General features: G+C 67.2%; 17 protein-coding genes and 1 tRNA gene. 8 read left to right on the top strand and 10 right to left on the bottom strand.

Annotated elements, in window-relative coordinates; genetic code table 11:
- Positions 1-176: 176 nt before the first annotated feature.
- A complete protein-coding gene (locus ACP7AI_RS02330) occupies positions 177-2,996 on the top strand; it encodes a DUF2339 domain-containing protein (RefSeq protein WP_426163643.1) in 2,820 nt (939 codons plus the stop codon).
- Positions 2,993-4,357, top strand: coding sequence for a DUF3999 family protein (locus ACP7AI_RS02325; protein WP_426163641.1), 1,365 nt, complete (start codon positions 2,993-2,995; stop codon positions 4,355-4,357). Before ACP7AI_RS02330 ends, ACP7AI_RS02325 begins: the two co-directional genes overlap by 4 nt.
- Here the strand turns inward: ACP7AI_RS02325 and ACP7AI_RS02320 are convergent.
- The 4 genes from ACP7AI_RS02320 to ACP7AI_RS02305 all read right to left on the bottom strand — a co-directional run bounded on the left by ACP7AI_RS02320 (position 4,336) and on the right by ACP7AI_RS02305 (position 8,718).
- Positions 4,336-4,410: transfer RNA gene (locus ACP7AI_RS02320), tRNA-Val, on the bottom strand. The two genes, ACP7AI_RS02325 and ACP7AI_RS02320, sit on opposite strands and share 22 nt — an antisense overlap.
- 131 nt (positions 4,411-4,541) lie before the next feature.
- Entirely contained in the window at positions 4,542-4,823 is a 282-nt protein-coding gene (locus ACP7AI_RS02315) for an HU family DNA-binding protein (protein ID WP_426163638.1), read from the bottom strand.
- 139 nt (positions 4,824-4,962) lie between these two features.
- Entirely contained in the window at positions 4,963-7,359 is a 2,397-nt protein-coding gene (lon, locus tag ACP7AI_RS02310) for an endopeptidase La (protein ID WP_426163636.1), read from the bottom strand.
- Positions 7,360-7,536: 177 nt separating this feature from the next.
- Entirely contained in the window at positions 7,537-8,718 is a 1,182-nt protein-coding gene (locus ACP7AI_RS02305; protein WP_426163634.1) for a CaiB/BaiF CoA transferase family protein, read from the bottom strand.
- 137 nt (positions 8,719-8,855) lie between these two features.
- Here ACP7AI_RS02305 and ACP7AI_RS02300 point away from each other — a divergent pair, with 137 nt between their 5' ends.
- On the top strand, positions 8,856-9,110 hold the full coding sequence (locus ACP7AI_RS02300) for a hypothetical protein (protein WP_426163632.1): 255 nt from the start codon (positions 8,856-8,858) through the stop codon (positions 9,108-9,110).
- Here ACP7AI_RS02300 and ACP7AI_RS02295 read toward each other — a convergent pair.
- From ACP7AI_RS02295 to ACP7AI_RS02285, 3 genes are all read right to left on the bottom strand, one after another.
- A complete protein-coding gene (locus ACP7AI_RS02295; RefSeq protein ID WP_426163630.1) occupies positions 9,107-9,643 on the bottom strand; it encodes a DUF1003 domain-containing protein in 537 nt (178 codons plus the stop codon). The two genes, ACP7AI_RS02300 and ACP7AI_RS02295, sit on opposite strands and share 4 nt — an antisense overlap.
- 41 nt (positions 9,644-9,684) lie before the next feature.
- A complete protein-coding gene (locus ACP7AI_RS02290) occupies positions 9,685-11,277 on the bottom strand; it encodes an MFS transporter (protein ID WP_426163628.1) in 1,593 nt (530 codons plus the stop codon).
- Positions 11,278-11,340: 63 nt separating this feature from the next.
- Positions 11,341-12,381 carry a DUF2855 family protein gene (locus tag ACP7AI_RS02285; RefSeq protein ID WP_426163626.1) on the bottom strand — a complete coding sequence of 347 codons (1,041 nt, stop codon included), beginning with the start codon at positions 12,379-12,381 and terminating at the stop codon, positions 11,341-11,343.
- A 193-nt stretch (positions 12,382-12,574) separates the two neighbouring features.
- On the opposite strand from ACP7AI_RS02285, the gene ACP7AI_RS02280 reads away from it, so the two are divergent.
- Together ACP7AI_RS02280 and ACP7AI_RS02275 are read left to right on the top strand one after the other, a co-directional pair.
- Positions 12,575-13,648 (top strand): PA0069 family radical SAM protein, encoded by a 1,074-nt coding sequence (locus ACP7AI_RS02280; protein ID WP_426163623.1) that lies wholly within the window; start codon positions 12,575-12,577, stop codon positions 13,646-13,648.
- 46 nt (positions 13,649-13,694) lie between these two features.
- A complete protein-coding gene (locus ACP7AI_RS02275) occupies positions 13,695-13,970 on the top strand; it encodes a hypothetical protein (RefSeq protein WP_426163621.1) in 276 nt (91 codons plus the stop codon).
- 2 nt (positions 13,971-13,972) lie between these two features.
- Here the strand turns inward: ACP7AI_RS02275 and ACP7AI_RS02270 are convergent, their stop codons facing one another.
- A complete protein-coding gene (locus tag ACP7AI_RS02270; RefSeq protein ID WP_426163619.1) occupies positions 13,973-15,607 on the bottom strand; it encodes a long-chain-fatty-acid--CoA ligase in 1,635 nt (544 codons plus the stop codon).
- 99 nt (positions 15,608-15,706) lie between these two features.
- On the opposite strand from ACP7AI_RS02270, the gene ACP7AI_RS02265 reads away from it, so the two are divergent.
- Positions 15,707-15,880 carry a hypothetical protein gene (locus ACP7AI_RS02265; protein ID WP_426163616.1) on the top strand — a complete coding sequence of 58 codons (174 nt, stop codon included), beginning with the start codon at positions 15,707-15,709 and terminating at the stop codon, positions 15,878-15,880.
- Here ACP7AI_RS02265 and ACP7AI_RS02260 read toward each other — a convergent pair.
- Both ACP7AI_RS02260 and ACP7AI_RS02255 read right to left on the bottom strand, forming a co-directional pair.
- Positions 15,832-16,653, bottom strand: coding sequence for a CDP-alcohol phosphatidyltransferase family protein (locus ACP7AI_RS02260; RefSeq protein WP_426163614.1), 822 nt, complete (start codon positions 16,651-16,653; stop codon positions 15,832-15,834). The genes ACP7AI_RS02265 and ACP7AI_RS02260 overlap by 49 nt on opposite strands.
- Positions 16,650-17,420 (bottom strand): phosphatidylserine decarboxylase, encoded by a 771-nt coding sequence (locus ACP7AI_RS02255; protein ID WP_426163611.1) that lies wholly within the window; start codon positions 17,418-17,420, stop codon positions 16,650-16,652. The genes ACP7AI_RS02260 and ACP7AI_RS02255 overlap by 4 nt, the downstream gene beginning before the upstream one ends.
- Positions 17,421-17,491: 71 nt before the next feature.
- On the opposite strand from ACP7AI_RS02255, the gene ACP7AI_RS02250 reads away from it, so the two are divergent.
- Positions 17,492-18,061 carry a TIGR00730 family Rossman fold protein gene (locus ACP7AI_RS02250; protein ID WP_426163608.1) on the top strand — a complete coding sequence of 190 codons (570 nt, stop codon included), beginning with the start codon at positions 17,492-17,494 and terminating at the stop codon, positions 18,059-18,061.
- Positions 18,062-18,118: 57 nt separating this feature from the next.
- Positions 18,119-19,342 carry an NADP-dependent isocitrate dehydrogenase gene (locus ACP7AI_RS02245; RefSeq protein WP_426163606.1) on the top strand — a complete coding sequence of 408 codons (1,224 nt, stop codon included), beginning with the start codon at positions 18,119-18,121 and terminating at the stop codon, positions 19,340-19,342.
- The last annotated feature ends 23 nt before the right edge of the window (positions 19,343-19,365 follow it).

Here is a 19,365-nt window from a genome sequence, read left to right as displayed (position 1 = left end):
GCGGCCATAACGAAGGTGTTACGGAACGGTTGCGCCCCTGCATCGGCTGGCCGCTTGCCAAAGCGCGGCGCTTGGCGGCAGATACGACAGCTGCGACCTGGCCGCGGCGTGTGTGCGTTTTGCCTGTCGCCATTTACCGACGGATCCTCGATGTCCCTCCCCGTTCGCGCTGCCCGATGACATCGCGCCCGACCGCCCTGCGCAGCTGGGGCCTCGTCATCGGCGCACTGGCAGGGGGCGCCGTCGGCGAAGCCGCCGACCTGGGCTTTGTCATCGGCGCCATCGTCGGCCTCGTCGCCACCTATTGGTTGGTCAGTGCGATCAACGCCGAGATCCGCGCTCGTGTCGAGGAAGAAACCGCGACGCTGGCCGACGTGCTGCGTGCCGAATTCAGGCGGGCCCAGACGCAGCCGGTCCCGGTCGACGCCACGCGGCGACCGCCGCTGCAGGCGCGTGCGCCGGCCGCCGAAGCGATCGTTGACGCTGCAGACGACCGCGAGGCTATCGACAATTTCGAGGCTGGCGACCCCGATCCCGATTTCGCGCCCGCAGCGGCCGACCCCTGGCAGGCAACGCGCCAGCCCGAGCCGATGGCGCCAGCCGAACCCGGGTTGCTCGCACGCGCCTTCACCTATGCCCGCAACTGGCTGTTCGGCGGCAACACCATCGTCCGCGTCGGCCTGGTCATCCTGTTCGTCGGCCTGTCGTTCCTCGCGCGCTATGCCGCCATGTCGGGGCTGCTCCCGATCGAATTCCGTCTCGCCGCCATCGGTGCCGCCGGGATCGCGCTGCTTGTCGTCGGCTTCCTTCGCCGCGAGGCCCGGCCCGATTTCGCGCTGGCTCTGCAGGGCGGCGGCGTCGCCGTCATCTACCTGACCATCTTCGGCGCCGCGCGCTTCTACGAGCTGCTGCCACCGATGGCGGCGCTCGTGCTGATGATCATCGTCTGCGCGTTCGGCTGCGCGCTTGCCCTGCTGCAGAATTCGCAGGTGCTGGCCGCGGCCGCCTTTGCCGGCGGCTTTGCCGTGCCGGTGCTGGTCGGCGGCGACGGCGACGGGTTGGGCCTGTTCAGCTATTATGCCGTCCTCAACTTCGCCGTGCTGTTCATCGCCCAGCGCCGATCGTGGCGGGTGGTCAACCTCATCGGCTTTTTCGCCACCTTCGGCGTCGCCACCGCCTGGGGCGTGCTCAGCTACACGCCCGCCAGCTATGTCATGGCGCAGTCGTTCCTCATCCTGTTCATCCTGATCTACGTCACCGCCGCCATCCTCCACGCCCGCAACACCCCGGGCCGGCTCGGCAATTTCGTCGATTCGACGCTGCTGTTCGGGCCGGCGCTGGTCGGTTTCGGGCTGCAGGTCGGGCTCGTCCGCCATCTCCAGTACGGCGATGCCATCTCGGCGCTGGTCTTTGCCGCCATCTATGTCGGGCTGGCGACCTTCCTCGCCCGCCGCGCCGGGCCGGGCTACCGCCTGCTCGTCGATGCGATGGTCGCCATCGGCACCGGCTTCGTCACCCTCGCTATCCCGCTGGCGCTTGGCGCGCGCTGGACATCGTCGGCCTGGGCTATCGAAGGCGCCGGTGCATTCTGGGTCGGCCTGCGCCAGCAACGCTGGCTGCCGCGGCTGTTCGGCCTCGGGCTCATCGCCGTGTCGGCGCTGATGTTCCCCGGCACCATCGGTGCCAACATGGCAGCGCTGCCGCTGCTCGGCCCGCAGTTCCTCGGCGCCACGCTGATCGCCGCGGCGCTGCTGGCCGTCGCCTGGTGGCTGCGTCCCGCCGCCGGTCACACGGAGCTGCGGGCGTACGAACGCACGCTGCCGAATGGCGCCTTCGTCGTCGGCTTCCTCTACTGGTGCCTCGCCATCGCGCTGGAAGCGACGCGTCTGCTGCCCCCGACCGTCGTCGGAGGGCCGGTGCTCCCCGCCATCGATCCCGACTGGCAGACGCTTGCCACCATGCTCGGTGTCGTCGCCAGCGCATTCATCGCCAGCCTTGCCGGCCGACGGTTCGGCTGGCGCATCGCGACCTGGCCCGGACGGCTGACGCTGCTGCCACTCGGCCTTACCCTCATTGCCCGGCAGCTCTACGGCCATGACGTGCTCGATACGCCCGACTGGGCGGCCTGGCTGATCGCCATCGGCCTCCACGTCGCGCTGTTGCGCGCCAACGACCGGGACGAGGACACCAGCGGCTTTGCCCGGCTGGCGCATATCGGCAGTGTCTGGCTGGCCATGCTGTTCCTCGCCGACATCATCTGGGTCGGCATCGATCGCGCGCAATTGTGGAACACGGCGTGGGCCGCCGCCGTGCCGCTGCTCAGCGCAGCGGCGGTGCTCGCCGGCCTGGCGGCGGCATCGGGCAGCACGCGCTGGCCCATCGCCGCCCATCGCCGTGCCTATGCCTGGACTGCGGCGCTGCCGATCGCCGTCGGCGTCTATGGCGCCGCGCTGGTCGCCGCCCTGGGCGTTGCCGGCGATGCCGCGCCGCTGCCCTATATCCCGCTGCTCAACCCCATCGAGCTCGTCCTCGGCCTCGCCATCGCCGCCCTGCTACTGTGGCAGCGCGCCGTCGCCGGGCTCGATCCGCTGCCCGCCGGCGGGCTGACGGGGCGCAACGGCCAGGCGATGCTGGCCTGGCTGGCCTTCATCGTCATCAATACCGTCTGGCTGCGCATCGCCCACCAGCTGCTCGGCGCGCCGTGGAGCCTCGACGGCCTCATCGACAGCCCCGTCGTCCAGACCGGCCTGTCGATCCTGTGGACGCTGCTGGCGTTGGCGCTGATGCTGGTCGCGCATCGCCGCGTGGAGCGGTCACTGTGGCTGACCGGGGCGGTCCTGCTCGGCGCCGTGGTCGTCAAGCTGCTGCTCGTCGACCTGTCGGCGACCGGCGGCGGCCAGCGCATCGTCGCCTTTATCGCGGTCGGCGTGCTGATGCTCATCGTCGGCTATTTCGTGCCGCTGCCGCCGCGGGCACCGGAGGAACGGCCGGCATGATCCGCCCGCTGCTGATCGCCCTCCTGATCGCCACCCCCGGCGCCGCGAAACCCGGCGATGACCACGCCGTCCGCCTGCCCATCACACCGGTGCCGGGTGCGCCGCTGCAGCGGCTGGCCGTACCGGCGGTGGCGCTGGTCGCGCTGCGCGAACCCGGGCTTGCCGACCTGCGCATCCTGAACGGCGCTGGTGCCGCCGTCCCGATGGCGCTGGCCGATGGCGGCCGCCCCGGGCGCCGCACCCTCGCCGTGCCGGCGCTGCCGATCCTCGGCCGGCCGGGCGTGCTCCAGGTCACCGGGCTGACGCTGGCGTTCGACGCCGCCCGCAACGCCCGGGTCGCGACGGTCGCCGGCACCGTTGCCGGCGCCGACGGCAACATCGTCCTCGGCGTGCTGTTCGATACCCGCGCGGTGCGGCTGCCCGGCGAGACGCTGGCGCTCGATGCCACGGTGCCGGCCATGCAGCCAGTGACCTTCACCGTGGAGGCCAGCAGCGACCTCAGCACTTGGACCCGCGTCGGCGAGCGCACGCTTTACCGCGCCGGACCCGCGACCCCCGGTGATGCGACCGTGGAACTCGGCGGCATCCCGCTGCGCGATCGCTACCTGCGCGTGCGCTGGCGCGGCGATACGCAGCTCGTGGGCGCCGTTGCCGTGCGCGGTGCCACGCTGGCGCTGACCGGGCCGACCGATCGCCTGCCCGCACCGCGCCTGGCGGTGACCCCGCGCCGCGAGCCCGATGGCGCGCTGGCCTTCGAGCTGCCCTTCGCCACGCCGCTGGCGACGCTCGATGTCGCCCTCGCCGGCGATGCCGAATTGATCCCGGTTCGCATCCTCGGCCGTGACAATCGTGAACAGCCCTGGGCCGTGCTCGGGGCCGGCACGCTTTATCGCCTGCGCGCCACCACCGGACTGCGCCGCAACGCGCCCATTGCCCTCGATGGCCGCGGCGCCCGCCAGATCCGTATCGAGCCCGATGGCAAGGCGGCAGGCTTTACCGGCACGCCCGCCGTCGCGCTGACGCTGGCGCCTGTCGAGCTGGTCTTCGTCGCGCAGGGCTCGGCGCCGTTCACGCTCGCCGCCGGGCGCCCGGGCAGCAAGGCGGCGTTCCTGCCGCTCGCCACGCTGATGCCCGACGCGCCGCCCAGCGCCGCGGCCACCCTGCCCGCCGCCACCGTCGCCGGAGGCTCCGATGTGCCGCGTCTCGTCGCCGCGGCCACGAGCAGCGGCCCCGACAGGCGGACGCTGCTGCTCTGGGCGATCATCCTCGGCGGCGCCGCGCTGTTGGGCGTGATGGTGCTGCGCCTACTGCGGCGGCCGGTCGCGACGACAGATGGGGATGGTGGGCGCGACAGGGTTTGAACCTGTGACCCCTCCCGTGTGAAGGGAGTGCTCTACCGCTGAGCTACGCGCCCGCAGCCGAAGCCATGGCGAAGGCAAACCTTCACTACCGATCCGGCGGCGAAGGCGCTGGTTAGTGGAGCCTTCCGCCCAAGTAAAGCCCGACTTCACCGGGTGCGACGCGCCCCGCCGCCGGGCCCAAGGTTCAGGCGTCGCTGTTGCAGGCGTCCTTGAGATTGCGGCCGACGCGGAACTTGGGGATGACGCTGGCGGCCAGGTCCATCGGCTCGCCGGTGCGCGGATTGCGGCCCGTCGAGGCCTTGCGCTGACCGGCGACGAAGTTGCCGAAGCCGACCAGCCGCACCTCCTCACCCCGGGACAGGGCATCGGTGATGGTATCGAGCAGGGCGTCGATTGCACGCGCCGCATCGGCGCGAGCAAGGCCGGTTGCGTCGGCCACCCTGATGGCCAGATCCTGCTTGTTCATCGACTCGAGAACCCCTGGCGCAGCATTGAAAAGCCATCATGGCGGGCCGCCACAGCCTGTCAAAGCAAGACTGGTGCAAAAACGGCACGACCCCGCCGGGCCGTGCCGAATTTACGATTCTTTGCCGGTTATCGGCGATTTAATGTCGAACCGCCGGTTCGACGACCACCGCCGGGTTGGGGCTGACGGCAAGCTCCTCGGGCTCCGACCATTCGATCGGCACCAGCGGCAGCGTCAGCGCCAGCGCCAGTACCTCGTCGGCATGGCTGACCGGTATGATGGTCAGGCCCTCGGTGACATTGGTCGGAATATCGGCCAGGTCCTTCTCGTTCTCCTGCGGGATGAACACCGTGGTGATGCCGCCCCGCAGCGCCGCCAGCAGCTTTTCCTTCAGGCCGCCGATCGGCAGCACACGGCCGCGCAGCGTCACCTCCCCGGTCATCGCCACGTCCTTGCGGACCGGGATGCCAGTCAACGTCGACACGATGGCAACGACCATCGCGACACCCGCCGACGGGCCATCCTTGGGCGTGGCGCCTTCGGGAACATGGACGTGGATGTCCTTCTTCTCGAACAGCGACGGCTTGATTCCGTATTGCACGGCCCGCGCCTTGGTGAACGACAGCGCCGCCGAAATCGACTCGGTCATCACGTCGCCCAGCTTGCCGGTCGTCTTGACCAGCCCCTTGCCGGGCGCCGTCACCGCCTCGATGGTCAGCAACTCGCCGCCGACTTCGGTCCAGGCCAAGCCCGTCACCGCACCGATCTGGTCATCGGCCTCGCCGACGCCGAACCGATACTTCCGCACCCCGGAGAACTCGGCCAGGTTATCGGCATCGACGGTAACCGACTTGGTCTTCCCCTCCAGGATGCGCCGCAGCGACTTGCGCGCCAGCTTGGCGAGCTCGCGCTCCAGCGTCCGCACCCCGGCCTCCCGCGTGTAATAGCGGATGAGGTCGCGCAGCGCCGCATCGGTCACCGCGAACTCGGCCTGCTTCAGGCCATGCGCCTCATACTGCTTGTCGAGCAGGTGGCGCTTGGCGATCTCGACCTTTTCGTCCTCGGTATAGCCCGACAGCTGGATGATCTCCATGCGATCGAGCAGCGGCTGCGGCATGTTGAGGCTGTTGGCCGTCGTCACGAACATCACGTCCGACAGGTCGTAATCGACCTCCAGATAATGGTCGTTGAACGCCTTATTCTGTTCCGGATCGAGCACCTCGAGCAGCGCCGACGACGGATCGCCGCGGAAATCCTGGCCGAGCTTGTCGATCTCGTCGAGCAGGAACAGCGGGTTGCCGGTGCCGGCCTTCTTGAGGTTCTGGATGACCTTGCCGGGCATCGAGCCGATGTAGGTCCGGCGGTGGCCGCGGATTTCCGCCTCGTCGCGCATGCCGCCCAGCGACTGGCGCACGAATTCACGCCCCGTCGCCTTGGCGATCGAACGACCGAGTGAGGTCTTGCCGACGCCCGGCGGGCCGACGAGGCACAGGATCGGCCCCTTCAACTTCGACGTGCGCGCCTGCACGGCCAGATACTCGATGATCCGGTCCTTGACCTTTTCGAGGCCATAATGGTCGTCGTCGAGCACCTTTTGCGCAGCCACGATATCGCGCTTGACCTTGGACTTCTTGCCCCACGGCAGCCCGAGCATGACATCGAGATAGTTGCGCACGACAGTCGCCTCGGCCGACTGCGGCGCCATCGCCTTCAGCTTCTTCAGCTCCGAAATCGCCTTGTCGCGGGCTTCCTTGGGCAGCTTGGCCTTGGCGATCTTCTCCTCGAACTCGGTGGCCTCGTCCTTGGCCTCGTCGCCCTCGCCCAACTCGCGCTGGATCGCCTTCATCTGCTCGTTGAGGTAATATTCGCGCTGGGTCTTCTCCATCTGCCGCTTGACGCGGTTGCGGATCTTCTTCTCGACCTGCAGCACGCCCATCTCGCCTTCCATATGGGCGAAGACCTTTTCAAGGCGCTTCATCACATCGGGTTCGGCGAGCAGCGCCTGCTTGTCGGCAATCTTCAAGCCCAAATTTGCGGCGACGGTGTCGGCAAAGCGGCCGGCATCCTCGATCTGGCCGATCTGCACGGCAATCTCGGGCGCCGTCTTGCGGTTCAGCTTTACATAGGATTCGAACTGCTTGGCCGCAGAGCGCAGCAGCGCCTCGACCTGGGTCGGGTCGGTCTCGCTGTCCTCGCGCTCGACAACGGTCGCCTCGAGATAATCGTCCTTTGCCCGCAGTTCCTGCAAGCCACCGCGCGACTGCCCTTCGACGAGCACCTTGACGGTGCCATCGGGCAGTTTCAGCAGCTGCAGCACGGTCGCGACAGTGCCGACATCGTAAAGGTCGTCGGCCTGCGGATCTTCATCGCCGGGGTTCTTCTGCGACAGCAGGAACACCGTCTTGTCGCCCTGCATCGCGGCTTCGAGCGCATTCACCGATTTGTCGCGCCCCACGAACAGCGGCACGATCATCTGCGGGAACACGACGATGTCGCGCAGCGGCAGCACGGGCAGGATATGGGTTTCGATCGTCATTCCACTACTCCACTCCGGCCCCCAACCAGGCAACCGGACTCTCTGGCTTCGGCATATGGGAAGCCGCGCCCGGCGCATCAATCCATTGCAAATAACTATGACGGCACCAACGGGCTCCGACTAGAGCCGTTACGGTAAATAAGTGTCACGGCACCGGGTTCCAGCAACGACCGGGCATCACCCGCGCAGCACACCCGCCGCCGCAAAGGCCGCCACCTCTGCCGCGTCATAACCGAGCGTCGCCAGCACCGCGGCGCCATGTTCCCCCAAGCGGGGTGCCGGCCCCGACACCAGCGCCGGGCTGCGGCCAAAGCGCGCCGGCGGCCTCGCCCCGCGCACCCGGCCGTCCGATCCATGGTCGATCTCGACAACGATCTCGTTGAACCGCACCTGCGGATCATCGACGACCCCGGCGCAGCTGTTGACCCGGCCACCCACCGCGCCTTCGCGGACGAACCCCGCCATCAGCTCGTCGCAGGTCCGGCCTGCGATCGCCGCCGCGACCTGCGGTGCCCATTCGGCCTGGTGCTGCATCCGGCCACCGACCGTCCCCAGCCGCGCATCGCCGGCGAGATGGTCGAGCCCCAGCGCCTGCATCAGCGCGACGAACTCCACGCCCTGCAGCATGCCGATCGCCACCTGCCCGTCGGCGCAAGGCCATAGCCGGGTCATCGCGCCATATTCGGGCGACGGCGGCGGCGCATCGTCGATGAAACTGTGGTTGTACATCCCCTCCGGCCAGTTGAACGCCAGCGCCGCATCGAGCATCGCCACGTCGACGCGCTGCGCCTCCCCCGTCCGCTCGCGGTGGAACAGCGCCGCGGTGATCGCCTGCGCCATGGTCACCGCCGTCACCTTGTCGGCAACCAGCGTCCGCACCAGTTGCGCCCGCCCCTCGCTGTCGACCTGGGTCGCGGCGATGCCACTCACCGCCTGGACGACCGGATCATAGACCCGGATGTTGCGGTAGGGGCCGTCCTGACCAAAGCCGGTGATCGAGGCAAAGATCAGCCGCGGGTTGATCTCGGCACAGCGCTCCGACCCGAACCCCAGCCGCTCCATGGTGCCCGGTCGGAAATTGTCGACCAGCACATCGGCCCAGCCGACCAGCCGCTCCAGGATGGCGCGGCCGCCTTCCGTCTTCAGGTCGATCGACAGCCCGCGCTTGCCGTGGTTGACCGCGATGAACATCGCCGACCGATCGCCCTTCCTGGGCCCCAGCCCGCGCACCGGATCGCCGCCCGGGCTTTCGACCTTGATGACATCGGCGCCCTGGTCGGCCAGCATCGCCGCCGCCATCGGCCCCGACACGATCTGCGACAGGTCGACGACCTTGATGCCCGCCAATGGTCCGGCCATGCGAAATCTCCCTGATTGCAACCCGACCATAACCAATTCGCCACAATCCGCTCCTGCCAGAAGCGGAAGGGCCGCTGACGGCCGGCAGCGATCATGCTATGCTGCCGGCAACTGATCAGGAGGCTATTGCGATGCCCTTGGCCAAGGTTGCAGCTGCCACGCTTGCCGCGCTTGTCCTGACGGCGGCTATCGAGGCACCCGACCAGCGCCGCTGCAACGCCGTCGGGCCGCGTCCCGTCGGCGAGCTGAGGCCGCTGGGCGCCCGGCGGCTCGACCTGCTGCCGCCGGCACAGCACGTCCTCACCGTGTTCCGCACCGTCGACGGCTGCCTGGCGCCGGTTATCGTTCGCAGCAGCATCGGCGTCGATCGCAGCCCGGCACCGCCGCGCTAGGCCGGATCAGTTGCCGCCGCCGGCGGCGTGCACAGACCCGACCGGTTGAGCAGCCCGGTCAGCTCCTGCACAGCCCGTGCCAGCGACATGACTTCCTGCTCGCGCAGCTGGTCGAGCTTCTGGTGCAGCAACTCGATTTCCAGCTCGGCCTTCACGTTGATGCGGTAATCATCCTCCGCCGCCTTGCGGTCGATGTCCTGCTTTCGGTTCTGGCTCATCATGATGAACGGCGCCGCATAGGCCGCCTGGAACGACAGCGCCAGGTTGAGCAGGATGAAGGGATAGGGATCCCAACGATTGACATAGGCTGTGACGTTCAATGCGATCCAGCCGACGAGAATACTCGACTGGATGATGATGAAACGCCACGATCCCATCGTCGCGGCGACCGTATCGGCGATGCGCTGGCCGGTCGTCAGCGTCGGCGGCGGCGGCCCGGCGATGCTTTTGCGCACGTTGCGCCGCCAGGCGCGCAGCTCGCCGAGCAGCCGCTTTTCGCTCTCGGCGATCGGGTGGCGTATGCAATCGGCCATGGCATTCGCCCTTGCTGGCGTCCGCGGGCGCAGTCCCCGCATCAGACGGTGATGTCGCGGTCCTTCGTCTCCGGCAGCCAGATCACGCAAACGATCAGCGCCATCAGCACCACGCCAAAGGTGTACCACAGCCCCGAATAGGTGTTGCCGGTCTGCACCACGATATACTGCGAGATGACCGGCAAGAAGCCGCCGAAATAGCCGGTGCCGATATGATAGGGGATCGACATCGAGGTATAGCGGATGCGCGCCGGGAACAGCTCGACCATGATCGCCGCGACCTGGCCATAGGTCATCGCCGACAGGCCTACCATGACCGCGACGGCCAGGATGATCTTCCAGTGCGTCATCGCCGCCGGATCGGCCTTGTCGGGATAACCGGCCGCGACCAGTGCCGCGGTATAGCCGTCCTTGTCGAAGCCCGTCAGCCGGGCGCCGCCGACAACGACCGCCAGTTCGCTCGCCGACTGCTTCGAATAGCTGATACCGCGCTTGGTCAGGTAATCGAGCGCCCGCGCACAGTCGCTCGCCGGCTTGACGAAGACGCTGTAATCGCAGGCCGGCAGCTCGATCGTCACCGGCGACATCCGCGTCGCCGTTTCCAGCGCCGGGTTGGCGCCATCGGCCATCAGCCTGAACAGCGGGAAGATCAGCACCAGCGTCAGCCCATAACCCAGCAGCAGCAGCTTTTTGCGCCCGACCTTGTCCGACAGCCAGCCGAAACCGACGTAGAAGGGCGCCGCCAGCAGCGCCCCGCACGCCATGTAGAGGAGCGCCTGTTCCTCGGGCACCCGCGCCGTCCCCTGCAGGAAATACAACGTACCGAACTGCGAGGTGTAATAGATGACCGTCAGGCCCGCCGCGACACCGAACAGCGACACCAAGATGGTGCCGATGTTGCCCTTGTGCTTCAGGCTGTCGAGGATCGGGTTCTTCGATGTCGTGCCGGCGTTCTTCATCGCCTGGAATACCGGACTTTCGGACAATTTCAGCCGCATGTAGAGCGAGATCGCCAGCATCAGCAGCGATATGAGGAACGGCACCCGCCAGCCCCAGCTGTTGAACGCCTCGGGGCTCATGGCGTGCCGCGTGCCGAGCACGACGATGAGGCTGAGCAGAAAGCCGCCCGCCACCGAGGCCTGGATCCAGCTGGTATATTGCCCGCGCTTGCCCTTGGGCGCATGCTCGGCGACATAGATTGCGGCGCCGCCATATTCGCCGCCCAGCGCCAGGCCCTGCAGCGTGCGCAGCGACAGCAGCAGGATCGGCGCCCAGATGCCGGCGGTGGCAAAGGTCGGCAGCATGCCGATCGCCGCCGTCGCCAGCCCCATCAGCGTGATGGTGACGAGGAACGTGTATTTCCGGCCGATGCGATCGCCGAAATAGCCGAAGACGACGGCACCCAGCGGCCGGAAGAAAAATCCGATGGCAAAGGCGAACAGCGAAAACAGCAGCTCGGTCGTCGGGTTGCCGGTGGTGAAGAACAGCTTGCCGAGCAGCGCCGCCAAAATGCCGTAGACGAAAAAATCATACCATTCGAAGACGGTGCCGAGCGACGATGCGGCGATGACGAGCCGGTCGCGCTTCGGATCGAGCGCCACTTCGCCTGCCGCCGCCGCCGCTGATGCTGCCAATGTCCGCGCTCCCCTGACGTCTTTTTCCGTGTCTAGCGCCCTCGCTGTTAGGCGCAAGCATCGTCAGACGGTCAGCACCAGCCCCTGCGCCGGGTCGACCTGACCGGCCGACACCGCCTGCCAGTGCGCCGCAACCGCCTCGGCGCCGCTCGCCTCCACGACCTCGAGCCAGCCGGTCGAGGCGATGAAGCGCTGCCAAGCCGCCGCAAGGCGCGCCTCGAAGCCCTCGGCACCCCATTGCGCGATGCGCTCGACGATGACCGACGGCGCGAAGAACAACTGCGCCTGGACACCCGGCAGGTCGGCGGTGTTGGCGGTATCCCAATGCGTGTCGCCGGCGACATGGCTTTCGACCAGCCGCTCGCCGAGCGTCGCATGGACGGCATGGCGAACGACGCCGTTGCCGGAGAAATCGACCAGCGCGAAGCGGCCCGCCATATCGCCGAGCGCCGCGATATCGTCATAGGTGAAAATATCGTCGTAATAGCCTGTTCCGACGACGAAATCGCGGTTCACCGCCGAGGTCAGCCCGATGATCCGCTGCCGCCCTTTCGCCGCCTGCGCCAGCCCGAGCGCCGTCTTCGACGACGCCGAGGTCAGCACCAACGTGTCGACGTGATGCTCGGCAAGCATCACGTCGAGAACGAATGAGGTGGTGTAGAGCGGGCGGAACAGCGCCTGGATCGTCTCCGGGCCGAAATCCGCGCTGGCGACGACATAGTTGTTGTACACCGGCGGCAGCGGCAGGCGATGCGCGGCCGCGTCGGTGAAGCCACGCGGCGACACCCGCGCCGGCAGCAGCAGCGCGTGGCTCGCCATCGGCCAATAGCCGTAATAGCGCGTGCCGTCGGCAATGCCCTCGGCCAGGCTCTCGACGACCGTGGCAAAGCCCCAGACCGGCACGATGCCCTTGCCCTGGTCGGCCGGGAAGAACTGCCAGTAACCCATGTCGACGCCGTGCGCCCCATAGGTCACGTTGTTCGCGGTCAGCGCAAAGCGGTCGATGCGCAGCAGCACCTCGCCATCACCGACCGTCACGTCACGGTCGATCGCCGCGATGCTGCCGAGGTCGTCACGGCAGACCTGCAGTTCGGTGATCTTCATCATCGTTCTCCCTGTCTCATCGTGTGCGCGCACGGCGTTAGGCGTCAATGGCCAAGAGCGTTGTCGGGCACAGACCTTCATGCGCGCCTCGTCAGATAATCGCATCAACACCTTGAGTTATATGAAGGAAGACTATCCATCACTGATCGGCAATGTTCTTGTATTGTTCTCCTGCGCCGACTAGAGTGCAGCCGTGCCACCTCCCCCGCCTCGCCCGGCCCGCGGTGCCACCCGCAACACCGCGTCGGCACGCTTCGACGACCGGGCCCGCGCCGCCGACGGCGACTGGCTCGACGACCAGCACATCGTCGACGACGGCCCGCCGCCGCTGCGCACCACAGTGACCGTCGAGCGCCTGCGCTCGATCATCACCCGTAACCAGTCGCCCGACATCGCCTTCGACCGCTCGCTCAATGCCTATCGCGGCTGCGAGCACGGCTGCATCTACTGCTTCGCGCGGCCGACCCATGCCTTTCACAACCTGTCGCCGGGCCTCGATTTCGAAAGCCGGCTGTTCGCCAAGCCCGACGCGCCGGCACTACTCCGCACCGAACTTTCCAGGCGAAGTTACGTCTGCAAGCCGCTGGCATTGGGCACCAATACCGATCCTTACCAACCTATCGAGCGCGACTGGCGCATTACCCGCCAGGTCCTCGAAGTGCTTGCGGAGTTCCGTCACCCGGTCACGATCACCACCAAGTCCGACCGCGTCATCCGCGATATCGACCTGCTGGGACCGATGGCCGCCGATGGCCTCGCCGCTGTCATGCTGTCGGTGACCTCGCTGGATCCGGCAACGGCGCGCAGCCTCGAACCCCGCGCCCCGGCGCCGCACCGTCGCCTGGCCGCCATCCGCCGGCTGACCGATGCCGGCATCCCGGTCTGGGTGTCGATCTCGCCGGTCATCCCCGCCATCACCGATCATGAAGTCGAGGCCATCGTTGCCGCTGCAGCCGATGCCGGCGCGGTGGGCGCCTTCTCGCTCGCCGTGCGGCTGCCCTACGAGGTCGCGCCGCTGTTCCGTGACTGGCTCGCCACCCACCACCCCGATCGCGCCGCCCGCGTCATGTCGCACATCACCGAAATGCGCGGCGGCAAGGACAACGACCCGCGCTTCTTCGACCGCTTCAAGGCCCAGGGCGCCTATGCCGAACTGATGCGCACCCGCTTCCACAAGGCGCGGGCGAAGCACGGACTCGACCAGCGCCGCCTCGAACTCGATTGCACCCGGTTCCGCGTCCCCAGCGACCAGTTGCAACTCCTGTAGCATTCCGTGCGGCGTCGCCTATCAGGAGCAAAGACCGGAGCGCCGCATGAACCGCCATCCCAACATCCTCAACGCCGCCTCGAACCTGCTCGGGATCTGCTTCATCCTGATCACCGGGTTGAAGCTGACCGGCCGCAACGGAAGCTGGGCCGATGAAACCGCCTGGTGCGCCGCCCTGCTGCTGCTGGCGAGCTGCATATTGTCGTACCTGGCAATCCGCGATGACCGGACCGAAGGCTGGCCCAGCCGCTGGGCCGACCGCAGCTTCCTCGCCGGCATCGGCTCGCTCTTCGTTGCCGTCGTCATCGCGGCGAGCGCCTGACGTCAGGCACCCGGAAAACGGTAGTCCTTGTAGCGGTCGCGCAATTCGGTCTTCAGTAACTTGCCGGTGGCAGTGTGGGGCAGCTCGTCGACGACCAGCACCTCGTCGGGCATCCACCACTTCGCGATGCGCCCGTCGAGATAGGCAAGAACGCTGTCTTTCGTGACGGTTGCGCCGTCTTTCTGACGCACCAGCAAAAGCGGCCGCTCGTCCCATTTCGGATGGTGAATGCCGATGACGGCCGCCTCCGCCACACCAGGCGCCCCGACCGCCGCATTTTCGAGGTCGATCGAGCTGATCCATTCGCCGCCCGACTTGATGACATCCTTCGACCGGTCGACGATCTGCATGTAGCCGAGCGGGCACAGCGTCGCGACATCGCCGGTATCGAACCAGCCCTCGGTATCCAAGACCTGGCCGCCGTCGCCCTTGAAATAGCTTTCGACGATCCACGGCCCCCTGACCAGCAGCCGCCCAAAGGCCTTGCCGTCGCGCACAAGCTCGGCGCCATCCTCGCCGACGATCTTCATCTCGACCCCGAAGATGCCTCGGCCCTGCTTGATACGATAGTCGAGCTGTTCGTCATAACCCATTGCATGGACTTGCGGATGCGGCGACCCGACGGTGCCCAGCGGCGACATCTCGGTCATGCCCCACAGCTGCAGCACGCGCACGCCGTGCAGCTTGTCGAAGCTTTCGATCATGCTGCGCGGCACCGCCGAGCCACCGATGGCGGTGCGCTCCAGCTTGCCCAGATTGCCGCCGGTCGCTTCCAGGTGCTGCAGCATCGACAGCCACACGGTCGGCACCGCCAGCGCGAGGTCGACATCCTCCGATACGATCAATTCCTGCAGCGTCGGCGCGTCGAAATTGGGACCGTTGAGCACCAGCTTCGCCCCGCAGGCGGCGGCGGTATAGGGCATGCTCCAGGCGTTGGCATGGTACATCGGCGCGATCGGCAGCACCGTCGTCCGGGCACCCATGCCGAACGTGTCGGTCATGCTCGCCGCCATGGCGTGGAGCACGTTCGACCGGTGGCTGTACTGCACGCCCTTGGGATTGCCGGTGGTGCCGCTGGTATAGCAGAGTCCGGCCGGGGCCTTTTCATCGAGCTCGGTCCAGGGTGCATCGACCGATTCACCAGCGATGAAGTCCTCGTAGCAAGTTAGATCGAGCGTCGTGTCCGCCAGCATATGGGCGCGATCGGTCAGCAGCACATAATGCTCGATCGTCGTGAAGCGCGGCGCCAGGCGCTCCACCAGCTTGATGAAGGTCAGGTCGAAAAACAGTACCCGGTCCTCGGCATGGTTGGCGATATAGACGATCTGGTCGTCGAACAGCCGCGGGTTGATCGTGTGCGCCACCCCGCCCATGCCCGATATGCCGTACCAGCTTTCGACATGGCGATAGGTGTTCCAGGCCAGCGTCGCGACCCGGTCGCCCGGCACGATGCCCATGCCCCGCAGCGCCGCCGCCACCTGCCGAGCGCGCCCACGCACCGTCGCCCAGTTGCTGCGATGCTTGCCGCCCTCGCAGGTCAGGCTGACGACCTCGCGGTCGCCGTGAAAGGTCGCGGCATGGTCGATCAGCTTCCAGACCAGCAGCGGCCAATCCTGCATCGTGCCCAGCATCGTCATCTCCCCGAATTTCTTGCGTTCTTGTTAGCCGTGAATGGCCGGGCTTGACAAACAGAACATAACGGGAACATTATCGTCGTCCAACAGGGGACGACAGCAATGACGATGATCTTGAGCGTGCTGACGATGATGGCGTTCGCCGCGGTCTATGCGGCGATCCTGGCGATGCTCGGCAATCGTGCCGGTGACCTGCTCGCGGCGCTCGGCGGCCGTCCCGCGGGGCGTCAGGCGGGCGTAACGGCGGCGGCTTCGCGGCGCTTCAGTCTCGCATAGCTGCGGATGGCGAACGGCACCGACGCCGCATAGGCAGCGGCAAGCAATGTCAGTGTCAGCCAGGGGGCCGAAAACAGCGCCCCCGCGAACAGCCCGACCCCGACCAGCGCCGGCAGCCGCTGCGAAGCGCGCAGCCGGATCGAACCCCAGCTGTAGGTCGGCAGGCTTGATGCCATCAGGAACGACACGGTGACGACGACAATGGCGACGAGCGTGTAGCGGACGCGCAGGTCGGCAAGAATGACCGGCTCCAGCCAGAAAGTCAGGAACAACGGGCTCAGCGTCAACGCGGCAGCGATCGGCGCCGGGATGCCGGTCAGATAGCCGGCACGCTTGTGGGGCTGGTCGGCGGCATCGATCTGGGCGTTGAAACGCGCCAGCCGCAGCGCACAGGTCACGGCATGGGCCAGCGCGATGACCCAGCCGATGCCGGGCAGATATTGCAGCGACCAGAGATAGACGATCAGCGCCGGCGCCACGCCAAACGCCGTCACGTCGGACAGCGAATCAAGCTCGGCCCCGAAACGCGTATTGGCCTTCAACAGCCGGGCGACGCGCCCGTCGATGCCATCGAGCACCGCCGCGACGATGATCGCGCCCACCGCCTTTTCCCATTCGCCGGCGATGGCAAAGCGCACGCCGGTCAAGCCGAAGCACAGCGCCAGCACGGTGACGGCATTGGGGATGACGGCGCGCAGCGGGATGCCGGCACGGCGCGGCCCCGGCACGTGGCCGTCGGGCAGACCGGTTTCGCCCGCCGGCTTGTCGCTCACTGGGCGATGCCGCGCGGCAGCGTCAGGCCTTCGCCGAGCCGCGCCAGGATCGTTTCCCCCGCCGTGGCGCGCTGGCCGACGATCACCGCCGGCACATAGCCCGCCGGCAGATAGACATCGACGCGGCTGCCGAAGCGGATGAGGCCGATGCGCTCGCCGACCGTCAGCCGGGTGCCCGGTTCGATGAAGCGCATGATGCGGCGCGCCACCAGCCCGGCGATCTGGGTGAAGGCGACGCGCGTGCCTACGGCATCCTCGACGATGAAATACTGGCGCTCGTTATCGTCGCTGGCCTTGTCGAGGTCGGCGTTGAGGAACTTGCCCGGCACATAGACGATGCGGGTGCAGGTGCCGGCGATCGGCGAGCGATTGATGTGGACGTCGAACACGCTCATGAACACCGAAACGCGCACGCACGGCCCGGGTGGCAGCCCGCCCTCCCCGGCCAGCTGGCGCGGCGGCTCGACGGTGGTGATCAGGCTGACGAGGCCGTCGGCGGGCGACACGATCAGCCCGGGATCGGTCGAAGTGACGCGCACCGGATCACGAAAGAAGGCCGCGATCCACACCGTCAGCCCGGTCAGCAGCCAGGCGATGGCGGAAAGGTTGAGAACAAAGCCCGTCACCAGCACCGCGACCGCGGCGATGCCGACGAACTTGCGCCCCTCGGGATGCATCGGCGGCATCTTGTAGCGCGCCGATTCCCCCGGCACGATCGGCAGCGGCTGTTCCGGGATGGTTTCGATTTCAGTTGGAAGTTCGCTCATGTTGGTGCTCTAGCGGAGCCACACGGCGGCGGCAAATCCTGCCGCCCGCCTGCGACCCCGTGGGAGACAAGATGATCCGCTCGCTGCTGCTGTTCTGCGGGTCGCGCACCGGCCATGATCCGGCCCAGGCGGCGCTGGCGGTGGCGCTCGGGCGCCTGCTCGCCGAACGCGGCGTCGCGCTGGTTTACGGCGGCGGCGGCGTCGGCCTGATGGGGCTGGCGGCGCGATCGGCGCTGGCCGCCGGCGGCACCGTGATCGGCATCATCCCGCAGGCGCTGATGACGGCGGAAATCGCCCAGGCCGGCCTCAGCGAGATGCACGTCGTCGCGACCCTCCACGAGCGCAAGGCGCTGATGCACGCCTGCGCCGATGCCATCCTCGCCCTGCCCGGCAGCATCGGCACACTCGACGAGCTGTTCGAATCGATGACCTGGCGCGAACTCGGCATCCATGACAAGCCGATCTGGCTGATGGGCGCCAACGGCTATTGGACGCCACTGCTGGCGCTGCTCGGCCATCTCGCCGCGGAAGGCTATGCTCCGCCCGACCTGCCAAGGCTCGCCGCCCTGCTGCCCGACCTGGCGGCGCTGGGTGCGCTGCTGCCGCCGGCAATTCCACCGCCGACCGACGGCCATTCTTGACCCCTGCCGCATCGGCACCCTAGACGGTGCCCACATAAAGAAAGCCTCGAGGACAGCATGGCGAAGATCAAGGTCAAGAACCCCGTCGTGGAGCTCGATGGCGACGAGATGACGCGAATCATCTGGCAGTGGATCCGCGAGCAGCTCATTCTGCCCTATCTCGATATCGAGCTGATGTATTTCGACCTCGGCATCGAGCATCGCGACGAGACCGACGACAAGGTGACGGTCGCCTCGGCCAACGCCATCCGCGAGGTCGGCGTCGGCGTCAAATGCGCCACCATCACCCCGGACGAGGCGCGGGTGAAGGAATTCGGCCTGAAGCGCATGTGGAAATCGCCGAACGGCACCATCCGCAACATCCTGGGCGGTGTCGTCTTCCGCGAACCCATCGTCATCAAGTCGGTGCCGCGCCTGATCCCGGGCTGGACAGACCCCATCGTCATCGGCCGCCATGCCTTTGGCGACCAGTATCGCGCCACCGATTTCCTCGTCCCCGGCCCCGGCAAGCTGATGATGAAATGGGTCAGCCAGGACGGCGCGGAGACCATCGAGCACGAGGTCTTCGAATACCCCAGCGCCGGCGTCGCGATGGGCATGTACAACCTCGACGACTCGATCCGCGATTTCGCCCGCGCCTGCCTGAACTATGGCATCGCCCGCCAGTGGCCGGTGTACCTGTCGACCAAGAACACCATCCTGAAGGCCTATGACGGCCGCTTCAAGGACCTGTTCCAGGAAATCTATGACAATGATTTCAAGGCGCAGTATCGCAAACTTGGCATCGTCTATGAACATCGCCTGATCGACGACCTCGTCGCCAGCGCGCTGAAATGGTCGGGCAAGTTCATCTGGGCCTGCAAGAACTACGACGGCGACGTCCAGTCCGACATGGTCGCGCAGGGCTTCGGCTCGCTGGGCCTGATGACCTCGATCCTGATGACACCCGATGGCAACACCGTGGAGGCCGAGGCGGCGCACGGCACCGTCACCCGCCATTACCGCATGCATCAGGAAGGCAAGCCGACCAGCACCAACCCGATCGCCTCGATCTTCGCCTGGACCGGCGGCCTCAAGCATCGCGGCAAGCTCGACGGCACCCCGGAGGTGACGAAGTTCGCCGAGACGCTGGAGCGGGTCTGCATCGAAACGGTCGAATCGGGTGCGATGACCAAGGACCTGGCGCTGCTGATCGGCCCCGACCAGGCCTGGATGACGACCGAGAAGTTCTTCGAGGCGGTGCGTTCGAACCTGGATACGGCGATCAGCAAGGGGCTGTAGGGCCCGGAGCGGTCAACCCAGAC

The sequence above is a fragment of the Sandarakinorhabdus sp. DWP1-3-1 genome, from assembly GCF_049896705.1.
In the GTDB taxonomy this organism is placed as follows: domain Bacteria; phylum Pseudomonadota; class Alphaproteobacteria; order Sphingomonadales; family Sphingomonadaceae; genus Sandarakinorhabdus.
This window is presented reverse-complemented; position numbering and strand designations above follow the sequence as displayed.